Consider the following 21,175-nt stretch of genomic DNA (forward strand, 5'->3'; position numbering starts at 1 on the left):
CGCTTCGCTCGCAAGGACGGCGGGACGTCAGCCTTCCTTGAACCGGTAGCCGACGCCGTACAAGGTCTCGATCATGTCGAAATCGACATCGACCTGGTTGAACTTCTTGCGCAGCCGCTTGATGTGGCTGTCGATGGTGCGGTCATCGACATAGACCTCGTCGTCGTAAGCCGCGTCCATCAGGGCGTTGCGGCTCTTCACCACGCCGGGCCGCTGGGCCAGCGATTGCAGGATCAGGAACTCGGTGACGGTCAGCGTCACCGGCTCGCCCTTCCAGGTGCAGGTATGGCGCTCGGGGTCCATGCGCAGGAGACCGCGCTCCAGCGCCTTGGCGTCCTCGCTGCGCGGGGCGGCGGTGGGGTCCTTGGCGCCGGCGCGGCGCAGGATCGCCTTGACCCGCTCGACCAGCAGGCGCTGCGAGAACGGCTTCCGGATGAAGTCGTCGGCACCCATCTTCAGGCCAAAGAGTTCGTCGATCTCCTCGTCCTTCGAGGTCAGGAAGATCACCGGCAGGTCCGACTTCTGGCGCAGGCGGCGCAGCAGCTCCATCCCGTCCATGCGCGGCATCTTGATGTCGAAGATCGCGAGGTCCGGCGGGTTCTGCTTCAGCCCGTCCAGCGCCGAGGCGCCGTCGGTATAGGTCATGATACGGTAGCCCTCGGCTTCGAGCGCAATGGAAACCGAGGTCAGGATGTTGCGGTCGTCGTCGACCAGCGCAATGGTTGGCATAAGCTCTTTGTCTCTTGGCCGCGTTGCAATAACTGGGTCAACTCTCGCGAGAGAGCGGCTAAACCGTGGCCGCAATCTAGCGGCGTCATGGCAGTTTGCCTATGTCCCCGTTACAGAAAGACCCGGAAGGCCGAGAAGTTCCATGGCAGAGTCCCAAATCCCCGCGCCTGAACGCAAGGATCCGATCCGCCCCACCGACGACGCGGCGCGATCTCTGGGGAAGGAACTGCTGCGCAGCGCCCGCTCCGGCTCGCTTGCCACGCTGGGGCGAGACGGCCATCCCGCGGCGAGCCTCGTCAGCCTTGCGACCGATATCGACGGTACGCCGCTGATCCTGGTGTCGGCACTCTCCGCCCATACCGGCAATCTGGAGGCCGATCCCCGCTGCTCGCTGCTGCTGTCGCCGGGCGGCAAGGGCGATCCGCTCGCCCATGCCCGCATCACGCTGAAACTGCGCGCCAGCAAGGTCGATCGCGGCACGCCCGATGGGGCCCGCATCCGCCGCCGCTTCCTGTCGCGTCAGCCGAAAGCCGCGCTTTATGCCGATTTTGGCGATTTTTCGTTCTTTTCGCTGACCATCGATGGTGCGAGCCTGAATGGCGGGTTTGGCCGCGCCTATGAGTTGGCGCCGGCGGATCTGCTCAGCGACGCCTTCGCCGCGCAAGCCATTGCGGAGATGGAAGAGGGGGCTGTCGCCCATATGAACGAGGATCACGCCGAGGCGGTGAGACATTACGCCAAGGGCCTGCTCGGCGCCGATGACGGCGACTGGCGCATGACCGGTCTGGACCCCGACGGTGCCGACCTCGCCCGCGGCGACAAGGTGCTGCGGCTGGCCTTCCCTGTGCCTGTGACATCGGCCGGCGAGGTCAGGAGGGTGCTCGTCGAACTCGCGGCAGCGGCCCGCAACGCCGCCTAGCGCCATGATTTACCACGTTGATTTTATTCAAACGATTTAAGCGCGATTGTTCGCCCCGGCGGCAGGCCGATGCCTTGAGCCGGCGCGATCATAGCCTTAAGGATCGGTTATCAACGCGGCACTCCGCTCATCCGCGCGGGCTCTTGGCGCCGGCGCATCCTTGCAGATCAGGCGGCCGCGCCCCGCGCGTCCGCTTCGGGAGGTTCCTGTGAAAACCATCGGTCAGTTCAACGCCGCCCATGGAGCGGAGACGTTCGGCTTCCGCAATCTGAAGACAGTCTACTGGAACCTCCAGGCTGCGGGCCTCTACGAGGAATCGCTGCGGCGCGGCGAATCTGAACTGTCCCGGGATGGCGCGCTCTGCGCCGACACCGGCGTCCATACCGGCCGTTCGCCCAAGGACAAGTTCACCGTCCGCGACGCGCTGACCGACAAGACGGTCTGGTGGGAGAACAACGCCGCGATGTCGCCGGAGCACTTCGATGTGCTGCTGGCGGATTTCATCGCCCATGCCGACGGCAAGGATCTCTTCGCGCAGGATCTCTATGGCGGTGCCGATCCGGCCCATCGCGTCAAGGCACGCGTCTTCACCGAACTCGCCTGGCATTCGCTGTTCATCCGCAACCTGCTGATCCGCCCGGCCACCGAGGAGATCGCGGATTACGTGCCGCAGATGACGATCGTCGATCTGCCGAGCTTCAAGGCCGACCCAGTGCGCCATGGCTGCCGAAGCGAGACCGTGATCGCGATCGACTTCACCCGCAAGATCGTGCTGATCGGCGGCTCTTCCTATGCCGGCGAGATGAAGAAGTCGGTGTTCACCTATCTCAACTTCGTCCTGCCGACGAAGGGCGTCGTGCCGATGCATTGCTCGGCCAATGTCGGCTCGAAGGACGATTCCGCGATCTTCTTCGGCCTCTCGGGCACCGGCAAGACCACGCTTTCGGCCGATCCCGACCGCACCCTGCTCGGCGACGACGAGCATGGCTGGTCGAAGGACGGCATCTTCAATTTCGAAGGTGGTTGCTACGCCAAGACGATCAAGCTCTCGGCCGAGGCCGAGCCGCAGATCTATGCGGCTTCGCAGCGCTTCGGCACGGTGCTCGAGAACATCGTGATGGATCCGATCACGCGCGAGGTCGATTTCGATGACGGCAGCAAGACCGAGAACACCCGCTCGGCCTATCCGCTCGACTTCATCCCCAACGCCTCGCGCACCGGCCGCGCCGGCGTCCCGAAGAACATCGTCATGCTCACCGCCGATGCCTTCGGCGTGATGCCGCCGATCGCCAAGCTGACGCCGGCCGAGGCGATGTACCACTTCCTCTCCGGCTACACCGCCAAGGTCGCGGGCACCGAGCGTGGCCTGACCGGCGTCGAGCCCGAATTCTCGACCTGCTTCGGTTCGCCCTTCCTGCCGCGCCACCCGTCCGAATACGCCAATCTGCTGCGCGACTTCATCGCCAAGCACCATGTCGATTGCTGGCTGGTCAACACCGGCTGGACCGGCGGCCAGTACGGCACCGGCCGGCGCATGCCGATCCGCGTCACCCGCCGCCTGCTGACGGCGGCGCTGGACGGCTCGCTCAACCGCGCCGATTTCCGCCGCGACCCCTATTTCGGCTTCGCGGTGCCGACCTCGGTGCCCGGTGTCGAGCCGCACATCCTGTATCCGGTGAAAACCTGGCAGGACAAGGCGGCCTTCGCCGAGACGGCCAAGAACCTCGTCGCCATGTTCGCCAAGAACTTCAAGCGCTTCGAGGACCATGTCGACGATGCCGTGAAGGCGGCGGCGCCGGTGAATTCGCTGGCGGCTTGAGGGTGTTCGTCATTCCCGGGCGAAGCGCAGCGCAGACCCGGGAATCTCCTGCCGGAGATGCTCGGGTCGAGCCCGAGCATGACGTGAAATGACCATCCTCATCATCGCCCTTCGCCTGCTGGCCACCCTCGTCGTCCTTGCGGCGACTGCCTGGGGCTCCGGCCTGCTGCTGTTTCGCCTGAGCGGAACGATGGCCACGGTTGCGGCTGTCGGCTTCGGCGTTGCGGGGCTGGCCGGCGCGATCGGCATCTGGAGCGGTGCGGCGCGGTTGCCGCTCTCCTTCGCCGTGCTCTTCGTCGGGCTGCTCGGCTGGTGGAATGGCTTTACGCCTTCGCACAACCGCGACTGGATTCCCGAGCTCGCCCGCCTGCCGTTGATCAGCCGCGAGGGCGAGAGCGTGACCATCTCGAATCTGCGCAATTTCAACTGGCGCACCGAGAGCGATTACGACGAGCGCTGGGAGACCCGCCGCTACGACCTGAGCAAGGTCGAGGGCATCGACCTGTTCCTGTCCTACTGGTCGGGCGAGGCGATCGCGCATCTGCTCGTCAGCTTCCCCTTCGCCGACCAGCCGCCGCTGACGTTTTCGATCGAGGTCCGGCGCGAAAAGGGCGAGGAATGGTCGGCGCTCGCGGGCTTCTTCCGCAGCTATGAGATGGCCTATGTCGCCGCCCCCGAGCGCGACCTCGTCGGCCTGCGCAGTCATGCCCGCAAGGAGGACGTGCGTCTGTTCCGCATCGCCGCCACGCCGGCGCAGGCGCGCGATGTGCTGCTCGCCTATGTCGACGACGTCGACCGGCTGGCGGCACAGCCGCGCTGGTACAACACGCTCATGACCAACTGCACCACCGTGGTCTACACGCTAGTCGGCTCCGTCGCTCCGGCCTGGAAATTCTCGCTGCCGCTTGATCCGCGCGTGCTGCTCTCGGGCTATCTGCCGGGCTATCTGCACCGCATCGGCGCGGTCAGGAGCGACATCCCGCTCGAGGAACTGGTCCGGCAGGCGCGCATCGGCGAGAAGGCGAGGGCGATCTCGCTCGATGATCCGGAGTTCTCGACGAAGATTCGCGAAGGCGTGCCGTTGGGGCGGCGATAGGCTATCGTCTCAGATCGCCGCGCCGTCGCTCACCGTATCTGCGCCCAGCCCCAGCCTGATGGCACGCACGATGTCGGCTTCCGCCGCACCGCCGCGCTTGCGCGGATGCGTCGCTGTAATGCGGTGCTCGGCGATGATCTGGCCCGGCGCGCCCGACAGGATCACGACCCGGTCGGCGAGATAGGCGGCCTCGTCGATGTCGTGGGTGACGAAAAGCACGGTCTTGCCCGTGCGCTGCCAGACCCGGATCAGTTCGTCCTGCAGGCTTTCGCGGGTCAGCGCGTCGAGCGCCGAGAAGGGCTCGTCCATCAGCAGGATCTCGGGGTCGACCGCGAGTGCACGGGCTAGCGAGACGCGCTGGCGCTGCCCGCCCGACAGCTGGTGTGGCCAGCGCTGAGCGAGCGGGCCCAACCCGACCAGCTCGAGCGTTTCCTGCGCCTTGGCCAGCCGCGCTACGCGCGGAAGCTGGCCTTCCAGGCCGAAGCCGACATTGGCGACGACCTTGCGCCAGGGCAGCAGCCGCGAATCCTGAAAGACCAGCGCGACCGGCCGGCGGCTGTCGTCGCGCGCCTTGATCGCGACCTCGCCGGCACTCGGTTTCGCCAGCCCCGCAATGACGCGCAGCAGCGTCGACTTGCCGACGCCCGATGGACCGACGATGGCGAGGAACTCGCCGCGCGCCACTGACAAATCGAGCCGGCGCAGCACTTCGGTCTGTTCGCCGTCGCGGGTGAAGGTCAGGGACAGGCCCCGGATCTCGATCACAGTCTTGTCGGTCACGCTTTCCATCGCAGCACCCATTTCTGGAAGGCGACGAACAGGGTGTCGAGGAACCCGTAAAGTCCGGCCATGGTGAGCATGTAGACCACGACGATGTCGGTCGCGAGCAGGCTGGAGGCCTGCATCATGCGCTGGCCGACGCCGGCCACGCCGAATATCTCGGCCGCGACAACCGCCATCCAGGCCTGCCCCAGAGCCGTCCTGACGCCGACCAGGATGCCGGGCATCGCGGCGGGCAGCAGAATCTTGGTCAGGCGTTGCCAGGGCGAGCGGAAGCCAAAGGCGTCCGCCACCTCGATCAGGTCGCGATCGACGTGGCGGATCGCGCCCTGTGCCGCGAAGAAGACGATCCAAAACACGCCGATGGCGATGATGAAGACGGCCGCCGACGGATTCACGCCGAACCAGATGATCGCGAAGGGCACCCAGGCGAGGCCGGGGATCGGCCGCAGCACGCGCACCACCCAGGCGGTCGCCTCCTCGGCGGTGCGCGACATGCCGACAAGCACGCCGAGCGCGGCGCCGAGCACCGAGCCGGTGAGAAGCCCGGTGAAGTAGTGGCCCAGCGAGCCGAGGATCGCGGCAAGCCAGGCGCCCGATGTCACCTCGCGCCAGAACGCCTTCGGCAACGCGCTCGGTCCCGGCAGGAAGGCCGGGTTGACAATGCCGAAGAAAGGGATCGCCTCCCACAGCAGCAGGAAGGCGACGAGGCCAAGAAAGGCGAGGGCCGGAGCCCGGAGGGAATTCAAAGTCACGTCACTCCGGCATCAAAACCAAATGCGCCGTCATCCCGGGCGGAGCGCAGCGCAGACCCGGGATCCATGCCTGAATCTTGCCGGCCGGCGTTCGGGAATGGATTCCGGGTCTCCCTTCGGTCGCCCGGAATGACACGCGTTTGCGGGGTCAGGTTACGCAATGCAAGGACTTCGAGCCAATCAAGCCCGCTCAGCCTGCGGCCTTTACTGCCTTCTCGTAATACTGCGTCTCGAACAGCCCGTCGAACGGGAGTTCCTTCTCAAGCGAACCGAGCTTGACCTGATAGGCCTGCATGACGCGCGACGGCTCGATGATCTTGCGCGGGTCGATCTCGAAGGTCGAAGCCGGCGAGACCAACGCCTTGCGGATCAGGTCGGGATCGACGATGCCCTTGCCAAGCGCGGCCCCGATATGGGGCGCCGCCTTGTCGGGGTTCTTCGCGATCAGCTCGGCGGCGCGCACGAGGCTGTTGACCAGCTTCTGCACCGCCTCGGGGTTCTTGGTGATGAAGGCGCCCGAGCCGGCGACCACCGTGCCGGGTTGGCCCGGGAAGAGCTCCTGCCCGCCCGCGATCAGCTTGATCCCGGGGTTCCGGGTCTGGACGATGGTCAGCGCCGGTTCGCGCACGATGCCGCCCTCGACGGCTCCGGCGAGCACCGCCTGCTGCGTCGCGTCGATCCCCATCGGCACGATCTCGACATCGCCCTTGTCGGCCTTGGCGACCTCCCAGAGCCAGTATTGCAGCACGGTGTTGGGCACCGAGCCGGCGGGCTGAGTCGCGAGCCGTGCCGCCTTGCCGGTGGCGGCCTTGTGCGCCTTGAAGGCGGCGGCCGGTGTCGTGCCCGGCGTGAAGAACTTGGCCAGCGCCGGAGCCGCGACGAAGACGTTCTCGGCAATCGCGGTCGCGGCGATGACGCGAACATCGACGCCGCGCGAGCGCGCCACTGCCAGCGGCGCGATGCCGGCGACGTAGAAGTCGATCGTGCCCGAGGCGAAGGCCTGGATCATGTTCGGGCCGGATTCGAAGACGGTGAAGCTCGGATTGAGCCCGGCCTCCTTCAGCCAGCCCTCGCCATGGGCGACGAAGATCGGGGCCGTGCCGATGACCGGAATATAGCCGATACGGGCGGCGACGGGCGCCTGCGCCCGAGCCCCGGCGAACGGCGCGGCAGCGAGAAGCGAAGAGCCGGCGAGCAGGAACTGGCGGCGATCCATCGATCAAATCCTTCGTGACGACGACGCCAAATACCGCGCCCTTGACAGATGGAGAAAAGGATTTTCTACCTGAAAACAAGTAGGGCAGGTCAAAAAGATGAAAATTCTTCCAATGCCCGCATTAGAGATATCAATCTTCTCATTTTGACGGATTCTGTGGAATGGATGCGATCGACCGAAAAATCCTGACGGTGCTTCAGGCTGACTCCAACATCTCGATCGCGGAATTGGCCGATCGCGTCGGCCTGTCGCAGACGCCGTGCTGGAAGCGGATCCAGAAGCTGGAGCACTCTGGCGTCATCCTCAAGCGCGTCGCGCTGGTGGCGCCGGAGAAGATCGGGCTGGGGCTGACGGTCTTCGTCCAGATCGAGACCGCCGACCATTCCGGGCCCTGGCTCGAGAAATTCGCGCAGATGGTCGCCTCGATGCCGGAGGTGATGGAGTTCTACCGCATGGCCGGCGATGTCGACTACATGCTGCGCGTCGTCGTCGCCGACATGTCGGCCTATGACGGCTTCTACAAGAAGCTGATCGAGACGATTCCCTTGAAGAACGTGACCTCGCGCTTCGCCATGGAGCGGATCAAGTCGACGACGGCCTACCGCGTGCCGGATCTGCCGAAGGCGTGAGGCTCCGGCCGCGGCGACGGAGCGCCGCGGCCGGTGTCTATGTGACCTCAGGCCGCGACGGCCTCGACGGTCTTCTTCTCCCATTCCTCGCCCCAGATCATCACGGCATGACCGGGCGAGACCTCGCGGAACTGCCGGATCGGCGGGACGAAGTCCGGAGCGCGCATCGGGCTCTTGATCTCGTCGTTCGAGGGCGGGGTCTTCTCGTGGCGGCGCGTCGGATCGGCGATCGGCACGGCGGCCAGCAGGCGTTTGGTGTAGGGGTGCTGCGGGTTGCCGAAGATCGCCTCGCGCGGGCCGATCTCGACGATCTCGCCGAGATACATCACCGCGACGCGGTGGCTGACGCGCTCGACCACCGCCATGTCGTGGGAGATGAAGAGATAGGCCAGCCCCATGCGCGCCTGCAGCTCCAGCATCAGGTTGACGACCTGCGCCTTGACCGAGACGTCGAGCGCCGAGACGGCCTCGTCCGCCACGATCAGCCGGGGTTCGACCGCGAGCGCGCGTGCGATGCAGATGCGCTGGCGCTGGCCGCCCGAGAACTCGTGCGGGAAGCGGCTCGCCATGTCGGGCTGCAGGCCGACGCGGCGCAAAAGCTCGGCGATCTGGTCGCGGGCTTCCGAGCGGGTCGCGAGCTTGTTGATCAGCAGTGGCTCGGCGATGGCCGCGCCGACATTCATGCGCGGGTTCAGGGACGCGAAGGGGTCCTGGAAGATCATCTGCATGCGCTTGCGCTGCTCGCGCAAATCATTCTGGTTGAGCTTGAGCACATCGACGCCGTCGAGCAGCACCGAGCCCGACAGCGGCTCGATCAGGCGCATCACCGAGCGGCCGGTCGTCGACTTGCCGCAGCCGGATTCTCCGACCAGCGCCAGCGTTTCGCCGGCCTGGACGCTGAACGAGACGTTCTCGACCGCATGGACCCGGCCCTTGACCGAGCCGAGCAGGCCGGAACGGATTTCGAAACGCGTGGTCAGGTCGGAGACCTCGAGCACCGGCCGCTCGGCCGCCTTGACGGTGTCGGGCGTCTCGGTGGGCACGTCGGACTCGCCGGTGGCGCGATCGACGACCGGGAAGCGCATCGGCCGCTTGCGGCCTTCCATCGAGCCGAGCTTCGGCACAGCCGAGAGCAGCGAGCGCGTATAGGGGTGCTGGGCGCGCGCGAAGATGTCCTCCGTCGCGCCGGTCTCGACGGCCTGACCGTTATACATCACGACCGTGCGATCGGCGATCTCGGCGACGACGCCCATGTCGTGGGTGATGAAGAGGACCGACATGCCCTCCTCCTCCTGCAGCAGCTTGATCAGCTGCAGGATCTGCGCCTGGATGGTCACGTCGAGCGCGGTGGTCGGCTCGTCGGCGATCAGGAGCTTGGGCTTGCAGGCGAGCGCCATCGCGATCATCACGCGCTGGCGCATGCCGCCGGAGAAGCGGTGCGGATATTCGTGGAAGCGCGACTTGGCTGCCGGGATACGGACCTTCTCCAGCAGGCGGACAGTCTCGGCTTCGGCCTCCGAGCGCGACATGTTGCGATGCAGGATCAACGCCTCGGCGATCTGGAAGCCGATCGTCAGCACCGGGTTGAGCGAGGTCATTGGCTCCTGGAAGATCATTGCGACGTCATTGCCGCGAATCCGGCGCATCTGCGGCTCGGGGAGCGTCAGCAGTTCCTGGCCGGCGAGCTTGACCGAGCCCTCGATCTTGCTGTTGCCAGACGGCGTCAGCCGCATGATCGACAGCGCCGTCACGCTCTTGCCCGAACCGGACTCGCCGACAACCGCCAGGGTCTCCTTCGGCGCGATGTCGAACGAGACGCTGCGGACGACCGGCTTCCACAGGCCCTCGACCCGGAAGGACGTGGTCAGGTTGCTGACGGACAGGATGGGCGTTGTCATGCGGATGCCTTCCGAAGGTTCAAGGTCAGATGCCTTGTTGCGTTAGATGACCCGGCGTGGATCGAGCGCGTCGCGCAGGCCGTCGCCGATGAAGTTGATCGAGAGCACGGTCAGAAAGATCGCCGCACCCGGAAACAGCGCCCAGTGCGGCGCGGAATCGAGATGGTCCTTGGCGTCGAACAGCAGGCGTCCCCAGGTCGGAATGTCGGGCGGGAAGCCCAGCCCGAGGAAGGACAGTGTCGATTCGGCGATGATCGCCGAGGAGACCTCGATCGTCGCCGCGACGATCACGGGACCGATCGCGTTCGGCAGGATGTGATGGACCATCTGGCGGAACTTGCTCGCACCATGGGCCCTGGCGGCCTCGACGAACTCCTTCTCGCGCAGCGACATGAACTGCGCACGCACAAGCCGTGCCACCGGCATCCATTTCAAACCGCCGATGACGACGACGATCAGCACGAACACGCCGCCCTCGACACCAAAGGCCGCCTTGAGCTGTTCGCGGAAGAAATAGATCACCAGCAGCAGCAGCGGCAGCTGAGGCAGGGACAGGAACAGGTCCGTCACCCACATCAGGAAGTTGTCGACATAGCCGCGCGACATCCCGGCGATCGCGCCGATGACGATTCCGAAGAAGGTCGCGACGAACATCGCCGCCAGCCCGACGGCAAGCGATATCCGGCCGCCATAGATCATCCGTGCCAGCAGATCCTGACCGAGATCGTCCGTGCCGAAAGGATGGCTCCAGGATGGGGTCTGGAGCTGGGCCGAGAAATCGATCTCGTTGATCGCCACCGGCCAGAGCCACGGGCCGATCACGACGCCGAGGATCAGCGTGGCGAGCACGAGGCTGCTCGCCATCGCCAGCTTGTGACGGCGGAAACGCTTCCAGGTCTCGCGCCCTGGCGAGGTGGCAGCGCTCGTCTGAGCCGGGCCCGACACGGGCTCAGCTGAAGGAGATGCGAGGGTCGAGCCAGCCATAAAGGATATCCGCGATGAGATTGAACAGGACGACGAGGCAGGCGAAGACGAAGGTCACGGCCATGATGACCGGGGTGTCGTTGGCCAGGATCGCGTCGATCAGGAGCGAGCCGATCCCCGGAATCCGGAAGATCTGCTCGGTGACGATGGCGCCGCCGAACACGGCCGGCATCTGCAGGGCGACGAGCGTGACGACCGGGATGAGCGCGTTGCGCGTGATGTGGCGCAACGTCACGGTCTTCTCGCCAAGGCCCTTGGCGCGGGCCGTGGTGACGTAGTCCAGCCGGATCACGTCGAGCACGGCCGAGCGGACATAGCGGGTGTAGGAAGCCGCCTGGAACAGGCCGAGCACCGTGATCGGCATGATCGCCTGGCGGAACATCTCCCAGTACCAGCGCCAGCCCGTCGCGGCGAGGTCGGAGCGGTAGACGAAGGGAAACCAGTCGAGCCAGACCGAGAAGATCAGGATCAGCAGCAGGCCGGTGAAGAAGGTCGGCAAGGAGAAGCCGACGAAGGCCAGGGTGTTGGCGACCTGGTCGAACACCGAATAAGGCCGCGTCGCCGCATAGATGCCGACCGGAAGAGCGATGCAGAGCGCCAGGATCTGCGAAGAGCCGACGACGAACAGCGTCGTCGGAACGCGCTGCAGGATCAGCTTGTCGACATTGATGCGACTGGCAAAGGAGAAGCCCCAATCACCCTGGACCATGTTCGAGAGCCAGCGCAGATAACGCACCATGATCGGATCATTGAGGCCGAAGCTGGCACGCAACGCCTCGCGGACTTCCGGCGGAACGTTGGGGTTGGTCGCCATTTCCGAAAACGGATCGCCCGGCGCCATGGCGAGCACGGTGAACAGGATCAGGCTGATACCGAGCAGGCTCGGAAGAGCGATCAGCAGTCGCCTCAGCAGGTAAGCGCCCATCAAACAGAACTCTTTTCGAACGCGGTCTTACGCCGCCACAAGCAGCGGACCGCCGGTCCCGAGGACACCAGCAGCTTCCGCTTCGTCAAAAATGAAGAGGGAGCGGAGCCTCCCGGCGCGGCGAGTGGCCGCGCGGGGCTGCCCGCTCCCTTCGGTCTTAGCTGCGATACCAGGCAGCAAGGTTCCAGGTATCGACGTCCCAGCCGCTGTGATCATGCGACAGGTTGTTCAGGGACGCCGCGACGCGCGTGCGCGACAGCAGCGGCAGGATCACGTTGGCCTCGCAGAAGATCTCGTTGACCTTGATCAGCAGCGCAGCCCGCTTGGCGACATCGAGCTCCTTCTGGGCGGCCTTATAGGCTTCGTCGGCGGCCGGGTCGGAGTAGCGCGAGACGTTGCGGCCGAGCCACTTGTTCTCCTTGTTGGCGACCTCCCAGGACGTGAACTGGTTCAGGAAGCGTTCCGGATCGGGCTGCGGCTGCGTGGTCGTGTACATCTCCATGTCGACATAGAGCTTGGTGTAGGTGTCGGGGTTCGCCACGTCCGAGGAGAAGAACACCGAGGCCGTGACCGACTTGAGCTCGAGGTCGATGCCAGCGCGCTGGCAGGCCTGCTTGATGATCGCCTGCGTCTTCTGGCGCGGGGCGTTGATCGAGGTCTGGTAGACGTATTTGAGCTTCTTGCCGTCCTTCTCGCGGATGCCGTCGGCACCCTTCTTGTAGCCGGCGTCGTCGAGGATCTTGTTCGCCTTGTCGACGTTGAACTCGTATTTCAGCTTGTTCGACTTGAACATCGCCGGCTGGTTCACGAAGCTCGCGGTGGCGATGCCGCCGCGGCCATAGATGAACTTCTGGATCGAGTCGCGGTCGATCAGCAGGTTGATCGCCTGGCGTACGGCCGGGTCGGACAGCGTCGGATGCTTGGTCTTGACGCTGGAGCGCTCGCCATCGACCTCGGTCCACGGGTCCGTGGTGTTGAGGATGATGAACTCGATGTCGCCCGACACCACGGCGCTGATCTTGCCGCGGCCGCCGGTCTCCATGCGCTTGAGGACCTCGTCCTCGACCTGGAGGTTCCAGGCATAATCGTATTCGCCGGTCTGCAGCACGGCACGCGCCGCCGAGACCGCATCACCGCCACCCTTGACCTCGATCGTGTCGAAGTGCGGCTGGTTGGCGACGTGATACTCGGTGTTGCGCTCGCCGGTCAGGATGTCGCCCGGCTTGAAATCGACGAACTTGTACGGACCGGTTCCGACCGGCTTCAGGTTGGCCGGAGCCTCGCGGGACTTGGCGCCCTTGTATTCGCCGAAATGATGCTTCGGCAGGATCTGGCCGGTGACGCCGACGAAGGCGTCGGCCCAGAACGGCGTCGGCTCCTTGAAGATGACCTTGACGGTGAGTTCGTTGACCTTCTCGACCTTGATGCCGGTATAGGCGCCGGTCGTGTAGGCGGCGGTGGCCGGGTCGGCGGCGTATTCCCAAGTGAAGACGACGTCGTCGGCGGTGAGCGGCTTGCCGTCATGCCATTTCACGCCGGGCTTGATCTTCCAGATCACTTCCTTGCCGTCGGCGGAGAGGCCGCCATTCGCCTTGGTCGGGATTTCGGCGGCAAGCTGCGGGATCAGGTTGCCTTCCTTGTCCCAGCCGGCGAGCGGCTCGAAGAAGATGCGCGAGGCGATCTGGTCCTTGGTGCCGCTGGCGAAATGCGGGTTCAGCAGCGTCGGTGCCTGCCAGAGCAGCATTTTGAGCGGGCCGCCGCCGCCGGCCTTCGTCGGCTTGTAGGGCAGGGTGGCGTTCGCCATTGCGACGCCGTTGAAGGCCAGCAACTGGTTGGCGAAGGGCGCGGCGAGACCGACAGCGGCTGCCTTCTTGATGAAGGAGCGCCGCGACAGGGCGCCTTCCTTCACGCGGGCGATCAAATGGCCCAGTTCCTGGTCTTTCATAGGGATGTCTCCACTCATAAGCTCAATGCCGGTTGTCCGGCGCTTATTGCGCCGTTTTCCCTCTCGGTCGCCCTCAGCAAGCCATGTGCCAACGAAAGCGTCAACTGTGCAGCGCAGAGCAAATGTGCGCCCATCGCAGGGCGGAGGGCCCGCTGACTGGAGCAAACGAATGATTTTGTCTTCGATGCTCGGTCGCTCGCAATTTTATGCGCATCAATCCGGAAAGACGACCGTTTTCTTTCCGTTGAGAACAACGCGATCCTCAAGATGGTGCAGCACAGCACGCGCCAGCACCCGCCGCTCGATGTCGCGGCCCTTGCGAACGAGGTCATCGGGCATGTCGCGATGCGAGATGCGCTCGACGTCCTGCTCGATGATGGGGCCCTCGTCGAGATCGGGCGTGACATAGTGCGCGGTCGCCCCGATCAGCTTCACGCCGCGCTCATGCGCCTGGTGATAGGGCTTGGCGCCCTTGAAGCCGGGCAGGAACGAGTGATGAATATTGATGCAGCGGCCGAGCAGTTTGGCTGAGAATCCGTCCGACAGGATCTGCATGTAGCGCGCCAGCACGACGAGATCGGTCTTCGTCTCCTGCACCAGCCGCCAGATCTCCGCCTCCTGTTCCATCTTGGACTGGCGCGTCACTGGCATGTGATGGAACGGCAGGTCGCCGAGATCGGTCGACGACAGGTGCTCGCGGCCATGGTTGGAGACCACAGCCGAAATCTCCATCGGCAACTCGCCGATGCGCCAGCGATAGAGCAGGTCGGTCAGGCAGTGGTCGAATTTCGAGACCAGCAGCATGACGCGCTTCCTCGCCGTGCGTTCGCGCAGCGTGAAATTCATGCCGAAGCGTTGGGCAAGTTCGCCGACGGAAGCCGCGATGGCATCATGCGAGCGGCTCTCGTCGAGCCGGTCGAAGACGACGCGCATGAAGAAGCGCCCGGTCTCAATGTCGTCGAACTGCTGCGCGTCGAGGATGTTGCAGCCGGCCTCGAACAACAGCGTCGAGACGGCGGCGACGATGCCCGGCCGGTCGGGGCAGGACAAAGTGAGGATGGCGGTACGGTCGGACATGGCTGACGCCGCCTGATCGGGCGACCCCTCGCTGAATGGGGCGGAAGACGGACGAAGAGTGAAGCGGAATGCGCGCGACGCGCTGCGCTCAACCTCGCTCGGTCGGCGCTCCATTCGTGACGACCTCGCAGCCGAACTCCGCCACCGAGGCGGACAGCCAGGACCAGAAGCTGCCGGCGAAGCTGCGTGCCACCATAATCTCGAAGACCGCTCCCTCCGGGCCATCCTCGGTCCGCCAGAGATGCACGCCGATATGGGCGATGCTTGTCAAGGCGGTCATGCCGATGGGGAAGGCGGTTGGGTGCAGGTCGAGCATGCAGCCTTTGGCGAGTGCGTCGCGAACCCGAGAGCCTGACAGCCTGAGCACGGCCCGCCCGGAACTCTGCTCTGCGACGGCTCCCAGTCTCGCGAGCGCTTGCAGCGCATCGCCGAACCCACTGCGGGTCTCAGCAAGTAGCAGCCATTGACCAGGGCCGGCCCAGACCGCCGCATGCGCCCCGGCGCGAACGACGGCGGGTGTCGTCGGCAGGTCGAACCCGAACGAGGCTTTCACAGTCTCGGCCAGCGCGGCCTCGTCTGCGGCTGGCGCGATCAGGCTGGCAATGCCGAGCCCGTCGCGCGCCGTGATGGTGACGCCGGTCGTCCCGATCAGGCCGATATGCCCGTCCTGAAGAATGCCGGCCCAGGCGCCGCGCGGCGCCCAGATCGCTGTCGTCGCGGCGTCAGCCATGGAGGCGGGCTCCTTCCGGATCGAGGAAGACCGGGTTGCAGATCTCGACCTCGATATCGCCATTGCGGACGGGATCGACGGCGCGGACGCGCTCGCCGATGCGGACCTGCCCGTTCTTCAGCAGGCCGAGCCCCATCCAGTGCTTGAGATGCGGCGAATAGGCGACCGACGTCATGTAACCCTCGTCGTTCTCCATCGTCGCTGTCTTGCCGATCCCGATGAAATGCGCGCCGGCACGCAGCCGCTCGCTGCGGTTCACCGGGCGGAAGCCGACGAAGATCGGCCGCTCCGCCTCGACCAGCGCCGCGCGCTTGGCCATCAGCCGGCCGACATAATCCTTCTTGGACGACGCCATCTTGCTTAAGCCCAGATCGCGCGCCGTCGTCTGGCCGCTGAGCTCGTTGCCGGCGACATGGCCCTTCTCGATGCGCATCACGCCGAGCGCCTCGGCGCCGTAGGGCGTGATGTCATGCGGCTCGCCCGCCGCCATCAGCGCCCGCATCATCGCATCGCCCTGATCGGCGGGGACGCTGAGCTCATAGGCAAGCTCGCCCGAAAACGAGATCCGGAACAGCCTTGCCGGAAGCCCACCACCGACCGTGACCGCGCGCGCCGCGAGATAGGGAAAAGCCTCGTTCGAGAGATCGTGCTGCGGATCGACCACGCCCCGCAGCACCGCGCGCGCCTTGGGGCCGGCGATCGACGCCTGCGCCCATTGCTCGGAGACCGAGACCATCGCCACGTCGAGATCGGGCCAGAGCACCTGATGGCAGAATTCGAGATGCTGCATCACCTTGCCGGCGTTCGCCGTCGTCGTGGTCATCAGGAAGTGCGTGTCGGCCAGACGCGAGGTCGTGCCGTCATCCATGACGAAGCCGTCCTCGCGCAGCATCAGGCCGTAGCGGGCCTTGCCGACCGGCAGCGCCTTCCAGCCATTGATGTAGACGCGTTCGAGGAACTCGGCGGCGTCCGCGCCCTGGATGTCGATCTTGCCGAGCGTCGAGACATCGCAGATGCCGACCCCGCTGCGCACCGCCAGAACCTCGCGGTTGACGGTCGTCAGCCAGTCGGGCTCGCCGGGCTTGGGATAATACTGCGCGCGCAGCCATTGCCCGCTCTCGACGAAGACGGCGCCCTGCTGCTTCGACCAATCATGCGTGGGCGAAAGCCGCGTCGGCCGGAAATCCCTGGCGCGATGATGGCCCGCCAGCGCGCCGATCGCGACCGGCGTATAGGGTGGCCGGAAGATCGTCGTGCCGGTTTCGGGAATCGTCTTGCCGGTCTGCTCGGCCATGATGGCGAGGCCGGCGATGTTTGAAGTCTTGCCCTGGTCGGTCGCCATGCCCAGCGTGGTGTAGCGCTTGAGATGCTCGACCGGCCTGAAACCCTCGCGCGCCGCCAGTTCGATATCGGTGTCGGTGACATCGTTCTGGAAATCGACGAAGGCTTTGCCCTTCCCACCCTTGACCCGCCAGACGGGGCTGAGCGCGACGCCCTCGGGATCGGTCTTCGGCGGCTGCATCTCGGTCCTGGGCGAGAAGCCGCAGTCGGTGGCGGCCTCGGCACCGAGCCGCGCGCCGTCTTCCAGCGCCTGCGCCAGCGAGAAGCGCCCCGAAGCGCTGCCGGCGACGGCGAGACCGGCGGGCAAGGCGCCTGGGACGAAGGCGTGGATGCCCTCGTCCCAGACCGGCCGCGTGTTCTGGTGCGAGGTCAGGTGCAGCGTTGGGTTCCAGCCGTTCGAGACGGCGAGCAGGTCGCAAGCGATGCTGTGCTCGCGGCCCGAGGCCTCCCGCACCATGACCGATGAGAGCGCCCGGCCGCCCGAGGCACTGGCGACGACGCCGGTGATCGCCCGCGCACCGATCTTGCCCGCGAGCAGGGTGAGCGCCGGATCGATCTCGCTGCGCGGATCGACGATGGCCGAAACGGTCGCGCCGGCCGCCGCGAGGTCGCGTGCGGTCGCCCAGCCATCGTCGCCGGTCGCGAAGACGACGGCCTGGCGCCCCGGCAGCACGCCGTAGCGGTTGAGATAAGCCCGCACGGAACCCGCCAGCATCACGCCGGGCGTATCGTTGCCCGCGAAGACGATCGGCCGCTCGATCGCGCCCGCCGCCAGGATCGCGCGCTTGGTATTGATCCGCCAGGCGCGCTGGCGCGGCTGATGCGCGGGCGGCACCGGCAGATGGTCGGCGACGCGCTCGACCACGCCATAGATGCCATGGTCGTAGACGCCATAGACCGTGCTGCGCGGCATGATGGTTACATCCGGCATGCCGGCGAGCTCCGCCAGCGCGTCCGCAATCCATCCACTCGCCGCGCGCGCATCGATCTCGCGGTTCTCGCTCAGCAGCCGCCCGCCGAAGCGGAAATCCTCGTCGCAGAGGATGACGCGGGCCCCGGCGCGTCCGGCCGCCAGCGCCGCCGACAGGCCGGCCGGGCCACCGCCGATCACCAAGAGGTCGCAGAAGGCGAAGGCCTTCTCGTAATGGTCGGGGTCCTCGTGCCCGGCGGCGCGGCCGAGACCGGCGGCCCGGCGGATCAGCGGCTCGTAGAGCTTCTCCCAGAAGGAGGCCGGCCACATGAAGGTCTTGTAGTAGAAGCCCGCGACCAGCGCCGGCGAGACCAGCCCGTTGACCGAAAGCAGGTCGAAAGCGAGCGAGGGCCAGCGGTTCTGGCTGCGCGCTTCGAGTCCATGGTAAAGCTCAGCCACCGTGGCGCGGGTGTTGGGCTCGCGCCTTGCGCCGGCCCGCAATTCGACCAGCGCGTTCGGCTCCTCCGGCCCGGCCGAGAGGATGCCGCGCGGGCGGTGATATTTGAACGAGCGCCCGACCAGCCTGATACCATTGGCGAGCAGTGCCGAGGCCAGCGTGTCGCCGGCATGACCCTCATAGCGCTGGCCGTCGAAGCGGAAGGATTGTGTCTGCGCCCGGTCGATCAGGCCGCCGGAGGCAGTGCGGAAAGGTTGCGTGCTCATGCCGCGGCTCCCGTCCTGGCCTTCTTGGCGATCTCGACAGCCTCGATCGCGTGGGTCCGGGTGTCGCGCGTCACCACCAGCCAGGCATGGCAACCGGCACCGTGATACCAGAGTTCGCGATGCCGCCCCGCCGGATTGTCGCGCAGATGGACATAGTCGTGCATGGCCGCTTCCGTCGCGTCCATCCCGTCGGGACGCTTCGGATTGGCGTCGCCGAGATAGCTGAATTCCTGGGCGTCGCGGGCGCCGCAATGGGGGCAGGTGATGCGCATGGCGTTGTCCTGATCAGTGCAGGTTCGGCTGGGCGCCGGCGCCCTTTTCGTCGATGACGCGGCCGGTCGCGAAGCGGTCCAGCCGGTAGGCTGCGGCGACCGGATGCGGCTCATCCCTGGCGATCAGATGCGCGAAGCAGAAGCCCGAGGCCGGCGTCGCCTTGAAGCCGCCATAGCACCAGCCGGCATTGAGATAGAGGCCCTGGACCGGCGTGTGGTCGATGATCGGCGAGCCGTCCATCGACATGTCCATGATGCCGCCCCAGTGCCTGAGCATCCGGATGCGGCCGATGCCCGGCCACAGCGCCATCGCCGATTCCATCACGTCCTCGATGACAGGCAGGTTGCCGCGCTGGGCGTAGGAGTTGTAGCCGTCGATGTCGCCGCCGAAGACGAGCCCGCCCTTGTCGGACTGGCTGACGTAGAAATGCCCGGCGCCATAGGTCACGACCGTATCGATCAGCGGCTTCACGCCCTCCGAGACGAAAGCCTGCAGCACATGGCTCTCGATCGGCAGCCTCAGGCCCGCCATGGCTGTGACCCGCGACGAATTGCCGGCGACCGCGAGCGCGACCTTCTTCGCCCGGATCGGCCCGCGCGTGGTCTCGACGCCGACAGCCCGCCCGTTCTCCATCGAAATCGCCGTGACCTCGCAGTTCTGGACGATGTCGACGCCGTTGCGGTCTCCCGCATGGGCATAGCCCCAGGCGACGGCATCATGCCGGGCGCTGCCGCCGCGCTTCTGCAGGAGCCCGCCCTGGATCGGGAATCGTCCGTTCTCATAGTCGAGGAAGGGCACCATCGCGCGCACCTGCTCGCGGTCGAGCAGTTCGGCATCGACACCGGCGAGCCGCATCGCATTGCCGCGCCGCGCATAGGCGTCGCGCTGCGCATCGGAATGATAGAGGTTTAAAACGCCGCGCTGGCTCACCATCGCGTTGTAGTTCAGGTCCTGCTCCAGCCCTTCCCAGAGCTTCATCGAGAACTCGTAGAACGGCGTATTGCCCGGCAGCAGGTAGTTGGAGCGGATGATCGTGGTGTTCCGCCCGACATTGCCCGAGCCGATATAGCCCTTCTCGACGACCGCGACGTTGCGGATTCCGTGCCGGCTCGCGAGGTAATAGGCGGTCGCCAGCCCATGCCCGCCGCCGCCGATCACCAGCACGTCGTATTCGGGCTTGGGCGCGGCATCGCGCCAGGTCGGCTGCCAGCCCTTGTGCCCCTTGAGCGTCTGGGCGAGCAGCGAGAAGACGGAGTAGCGCATCGGCGATCCGGTCCGGGAAGGGATTTGATGTTCGTCCATCCTCAGGATGAGGGCTGAACATGAACCTCAAATGGGCAACAGCCTTGTCACCCGGAGATTGGCCGACATAGGCTGCCGGACATGACTCCGGACGACACGAACTTATCCGCTGGCGACAAGGATGACGAGCGCAGGCCGGCCCATGTCGGCTTCCTGCTGATTCCGGACTTCGCGCTGCTGGCCTATGCCTCCGCGGTCGAGCCGCTGCGCGCCGCTAACCGCCTGTCGGGTCGCGATCTCTATCGCTGGAGCCATGTCTCGCTCGACGGCGAGCCGGCCACCGCCTCGAACGGCGTCAGCATCCGCGCCGACCATGCGGTGGGCGCGCAGATGCGCTTCGACTATGTCATCGTCTGCGCCGGCGGCAATCCGGCCGTCTTCCACCATCCGCAGACCTTCGCCTGGCTGAGGAATCTGGCGCGGCACAGGGTCAGGCTCGGCGGCGTTTCGGGCGGGCCCTATGTCCTCGCCCGCGCCAATGTCCTGGACGGCTACCGCTTCACCATCCACTGGGAGCACGCGCCGGCCTTCCTGGAGGACTATCCCGGTCTCGACCTGCGCCGCTCGCTCTACGAGATCGACCGCGACCGGCTGACCTCCAGTGGCGGCACCGCCCCGCTCGACATGATGCACGCCGTCATCGCCCGAGAACATGGCAGCGAACTCGCGCTCGCGGTCAGCGAATGGTTCCTGCAGACTCATGTCCGCGAGGGCGCGGGACCGCAGCGTATGCCGCTGCGCGAGCGGCTCGGCATCAGCCATGCGCCTCTGCTGCGCGTCGTCGGCCGCATGGAGCAGAGCCTCGAGAACCCGCTGTCGCGCGAGGAACTGGCGCGCACGGCCAATGTCTCGCTGCGCCAGCTGGAGCGCCTGTTTCGTCACCATCTCGGCCGCTCGCTCGGCGAGCATTATCTGGCCCTGCGCCTCGATCGCGCCCGCGACCTGCTGCGCCAGACCTCGCTTTCGGTGCTGGAGATCGCGCTCGCCTGCGGTTTCGTCAGCGCCAGCCATTTCTCGCGCGGCTATCGCCGGCGCTTCGGCCATCCGCCGCGCACCGAACGGGAGCCGCTGGCGGGCAAGGCGCCGCGTTGAGAAACGCTGTCAGTGTGTGATCCGACCGCCTT

Annotated in this window: 18 protein-coding genes; 5 read left to right on the forward strand and 13 right to left on the reverse strand. The window is 66.0% G+C overall.

What is annotated here, in order from left to right; translation table 11 throughout:
• Positions 1-27 precede the first annotated feature (27 nt).
• Entirely contained in the window at positions 28-729 is a 702-nt protein-coding gene (locus AC1DYU_RS14860) for a response regulator transcription factor (protein WP_158484407.1), read from the reverse strand.
• A 142-nt stretch (positions 730-871) separates the two neighbouring features.
• Between AC1DYU_RS14860 and AC1DYU_RS14865 the strand changes: the two genes are divergently transcribed.
• The 3 genes from AC1DYU_RS14865 to AC1DYU_RS14875 all read left to right on the forward strand — a co-directional run bounded on the left by AC1DYU_RS14865 (position 872) and on the right by AC1DYU_RS14875 (position 4,563).
• Entirely contained in the window at positions 872-1,648 is a 777-nt protein-coding gene (locus tag AC1DYU_RS14865) for a HugZ family pyridoxamine 5'-phosphate oxidase (RefSeq protein WP_476792295.1), read from the forward strand.
• A 208-nt stretch (positions 1,649-1,856) separates the two neighbouring features.
• Positions 1,857-3,467: a phosphoenolpyruvate carboxykinase gene (locus AC1DYU_RS14870; RefSeq protein WP_476792296.1), complete on the forward strand. Its 1,611-nt coding sequence runs from the start codon at positions 1,857-1,859 to the stop codon at positions 3,465-3,467.
• Between the two features lie 88 nt (positions 3,468-3,555).
• Entirely contained in the window at positions 3,556-4,563 is a 1,008-nt protein-coding gene (locus tag AC1DYU_RS14875; RefSeq protein ID WP_476792297.1) for an Lnb N-terminal periplasmic domain-containing protein, read from the forward strand.
• Between the two features lie 9 nt (positions 4,564-4,572).
• Here AC1DYU_RS14875 and AC1DYU_RS14880 read toward each other — a convergent pair whose 3' ends face one another.
• The 3 genes from AC1DYU_RS14880 to AC1DYU_RS14890 form a co-directional block, all read right to left on the reverse strand.
• Positions 4,573-5,352, reverse strand: a complete 780-nt coding sequence (locus AC1DYU_RS14880; RefSeq protein ID WP_476792298.1) for an ABC transporter ATP-binding protein — start codon at positions 5,350-5,352, stop codon at positions 4,573-4,575.
• Positions 5,340-6,092 (reverse strand): ABC transporter permease, encoded by a 753-nt coding sequence (locus AC1DYU_RS14885; RefSeq protein ID WP_476792410.1) that lies wholly within the window; start codon positions 6,090-6,092, stop codon positions 5,340-5,342. The genes AC1DYU_RS14880 and AC1DYU_RS14885 overlap by 13 nt, the downstream gene beginning before the upstream one ends.
• A gap of 196 nt (positions 6,093-6,288) precedes the next feature.
• Positions 6,289-7,314 (reverse strand): ABC transporter substrate-binding protein, encoded by a 1,026-nt coding sequence (locus AC1DYU_RS14890; RefSeq protein WP_476792299.1) that lies wholly within the window; start codon positions 7,312-7,314, stop codon positions 6,289-6,291.
• A 161-nt stretch (positions 7,315-7,475) separates the two neighbouring features.
• Here AC1DYU_RS14890 and AC1DYU_RS14895 point away from each other — a divergent pair, with 161 nt between their 5' ends.
• A complete protein-coding gene (locus tag AC1DYU_RS14895) occupies positions 7,476-7,943 on the forward strand; it encodes an Lrp/AsnC family transcriptional regulator (RefSeq protein WP_158484401.1) in 468 nt (155 codons plus the stop codon).
• A gap of 47 nt (positions 7,944-7,990) precedes the next feature.
• Here the strand turns inward: AC1DYU_RS14895 and AC1DYU_RS14900 are convergent, their stop codons facing one another.
• The 9 genes from AC1DYU_RS14900 to AC1DYU_RS14940 form a co-directional block, all read right to left on the reverse strand.
• The gene (locus AC1DYU_RS14900; protein ID WP_158484400.1) at positions 7,991-9,841 is read right to left on the reverse strand and encodes an ABC transporter ATP-binding protein; all 1,851 of its coding nucleotides are present in this window, start codon (positions 9,839-9,841) and stop codon (positions 7,991-7,993) included.
• 42 nt (positions 9,842-9,883) lie between these two features.
• Positions 9,884-10,825 (reverse strand): ABC transporter permease, encoded by a 942-nt coding sequence (locus AC1DYU_RS14905; protein WP_476792300.1) that lies wholly within the window; start codon positions 10,823-10,825, stop codon positions 9,884-9,886.
• Positions 10,791-11,750 (reverse strand): ABC transporter permease, encoded by a 960-nt coding sequence (locus AC1DYU_RS14910; RefSeq protein WP_476792301.1) that lies wholly within the window; start codon positions 11,748-11,750, stop codon positions 10,791-10,793. The genes AC1DYU_RS14905 and AC1DYU_RS14910 overlap by 35 nt, the downstream gene beginning before the upstream one ends.
• A 157-nt stretch (positions 11,751-11,907) precedes the next feature.
• A complete protein-coding gene (locus tag AC1DYU_RS14915; protein ID WP_476792302.1) occupies positions 11,908-13,695 on the reverse strand; it encodes a peptide ABC transporter substrate-binding protein in 1,788 nt (595 codons plus the stop codon).
• A 213-nt stretch (positions 13,696-13,908) separates the two neighbouring features.
• Entirely contained in the window at positions 13,909-14,772 is an 864-nt protein-coding gene (gene purU, locus AC1DYU_RS14920) for a formyltetrahydrofolate deformylase (protein WP_158484396.1), read from the reverse strand.
• Positions 14,773-14,860: 88 nt separating this feature from the next.
• Positions 14,861-15,502 (reverse strand): sarcosine oxidase subunit gamma, encoded by a 642-nt coding sequence (locus AC1DYU_RS14925; protein ID WP_476792303.1) that lies wholly within the window; start codon positions 15,500-15,502, stop codon positions 14,861-14,863.
• Positions 15,495-18,476 carry a sarcosine oxidase subunit alpha family protein gene (locus tag AC1DYU_RS14930; RefSeq protein WP_476792304.1) on the reverse strand — a complete coding sequence of 994 codons (2,982 nt, stop codon included), beginning with the start codon at positions 18,474-18,476 and terminating at the stop codon, positions 15,495-15,497. The genes AC1DYU_RS14925 and AC1DYU_RS14930 overlap by 8 nt, the downstream gene beginning before the upstream one ends.
• The gene (locus tag AC1DYU_RS14935) at positions 18,473-18,748 is read right to left on the reverse strand and encodes a sarcosine oxidase subunit delta (RefSeq protein ID WP_476792305.1); all 276 of its coding nucleotides are present in this window, start codon (positions 18,746-18,748) and stop codon (positions 18,473-18,475) included. Before AC1DYU_RS14935 ends, AC1DYU_RS14930 begins: the two co-directional genes overlap by 4 nt.
• A gap of 13 nt (positions 18,749-18,761) precedes the next feature.
• Positions 18,762-20,012, reverse strand: a complete 1,251-nt coding sequence (locus tag AC1DYU_RS14940) for a sarcosine oxidase subunit beta family protein (RefSeq protein ID WP_476792306.1) — start codon at positions 20,010-20,012, stop codon at positions 18,762-18,764.
• 120 nt (positions 20,013-20,132) lie between these two features.
• On the opposite strand from AC1DYU_RS14940, the gene AC1DYU_RS14945 reads away from it, so the two are divergent.
• The gene (locus AC1DYU_RS14945) at positions 20,133-21,143 is read left to right on the forward strand and encodes a GlxA family transcriptional regulator (RefSeq protein ID WP_476792307.1); all 1,011 of its coding nucleotides are present in this window, start codon (positions 20,133-20,135) and stop codon (positions 21,141-21,143) included.
• The last annotated feature ends 32 nt before the right edge of the window (positions 21,144-21,175 follow it).

The organism is Allobosea sp. P2_B12 (genome assembly GCF_056404835.1).

What these genes read in the sequence shown, in the direction of transcription:
- AC1DYU_RS14865 (WP_476792295.1), top strand. Translation starts at nt 872, where the DNA reads ATGGCAGAGTCCCAAATCCCCGCGCCTGAACGCAAGGATCCGATCCGC.
- AC1DYU_RS14940 (WP_476792306.1), bottom strand. Translation starts at nt 20,012, where the DNA reads ATGCGCTACTCCGTCTTCTCGCTGCTCGCCCAGACGCTCAAGGGGCAC.
- purU (WP_158484396.1), bottom strand. Translation starts at nt 14,772, where the DNA reads ATGTCCGACCGTACCGCCATCCTCACTTTGTCCTGCCCCGACCGGCCG.
- AC1DYU_RS14915 (WP_476792302.1), bottom strand. Translation starts at nt 13,695, where the DNA reads ATGAAAGACCAGGAACTGGGCCATTTGATCGCCCGCGTGAAGGAAGGC.
- AC1DYU_RS14945 (WP_476792307.1), top strand. Translation starts at nt 20,133, where the DNA reads ATGACTCCGGACGACACGAACTTATCCGCTGGCGACAAGGATGACGAG.
- AC1DYU_RS14930 (WP_476792304.1), bottom strand. Translation starts at nt 18,476, where the DNA reads ATGAGCACGCAACCTTTCCGCACTGCCTCCGGCGGCCTGATCGACCGG.
- AC1DYU_RS14910 (WP_476792301.1), bottom strand. Translation starts at nt 11,750, where the DNA reads ATGGGCGCTTACCTGCTGAGGCGACTGCTGATCGCTCTTCCGAGCCTG.
- AC1DYU_RS14860 (WP_158484407.1), bottom strand. Translation starts at nt 729, where the DNA reads ATGCCAACCATTGCGCTGGTCGACGACGACCGCAACATCCTGACCTCG.
- AC1DYU_RS14925 (WP_476792303.1), bottom strand. Translation starts at nt 15,502, where the DNA reads ATGGCTGACGCCGCGACGACAGCGATCTGGGCGCCGCGCGGCGCCTGG.
- AC1DYU_RS14900 (WP_158484400.1), bottom strand. Translation starts at nt 9,841, where the DNA reads ATGACAACGCCCATCCTGTCCGTCAGCAACCTGACCACGTCCTTCCGG.
- AC1DYU_RS14890 (WP_476792299.1), bottom strand. Translation starts at nt 7,314, where the DNA reads ATGGATCGCCGCCAGTTCCTGCTCGCCGGCTCTTCGCTTCTCGCTGCC.
- AC1DYU_RS14880 (WP_476792298.1), bottom strand. Translation starts at nt 5,352, where the DNA reads ATGGAAAGCGTGACCGACAAGACTGTGATCGAGATCCGGGGCCTGTCC.
- AC1DYU_RS14905 (WP_476792300.1), bottom strand. Translation starts at nt 10,825, where the DNA reads ATGGCTGGCTCGACCCTCGCATCTCCTTCAGCTGAGCCCGTGTCGGGC.
- AC1DYU_RS14935 (WP_476792305.1), bottom strand. Translation starts at nt 18,748, where the DNA reads ATGCGCATCACCTGCCCCCATTGCGGCGCCCGCGACGCCCAGGAATTC.
- AC1DYU_RS14875 (WP_476792297.1), top strand. Translation starts at nt 3,556, where the DNA reads ATGACCATCCTCATCATCGCCCTTCGCCTGCTGGCCACCCTCGTCGTC.
- AC1DYU_RS14895 (WP_158484401.1), top strand. Translation starts at nt 7,476, where the DNA reads ATGGATGCGATCGACCGAAAAATCCTGACGGTGCTTCAGGCTGACTCC.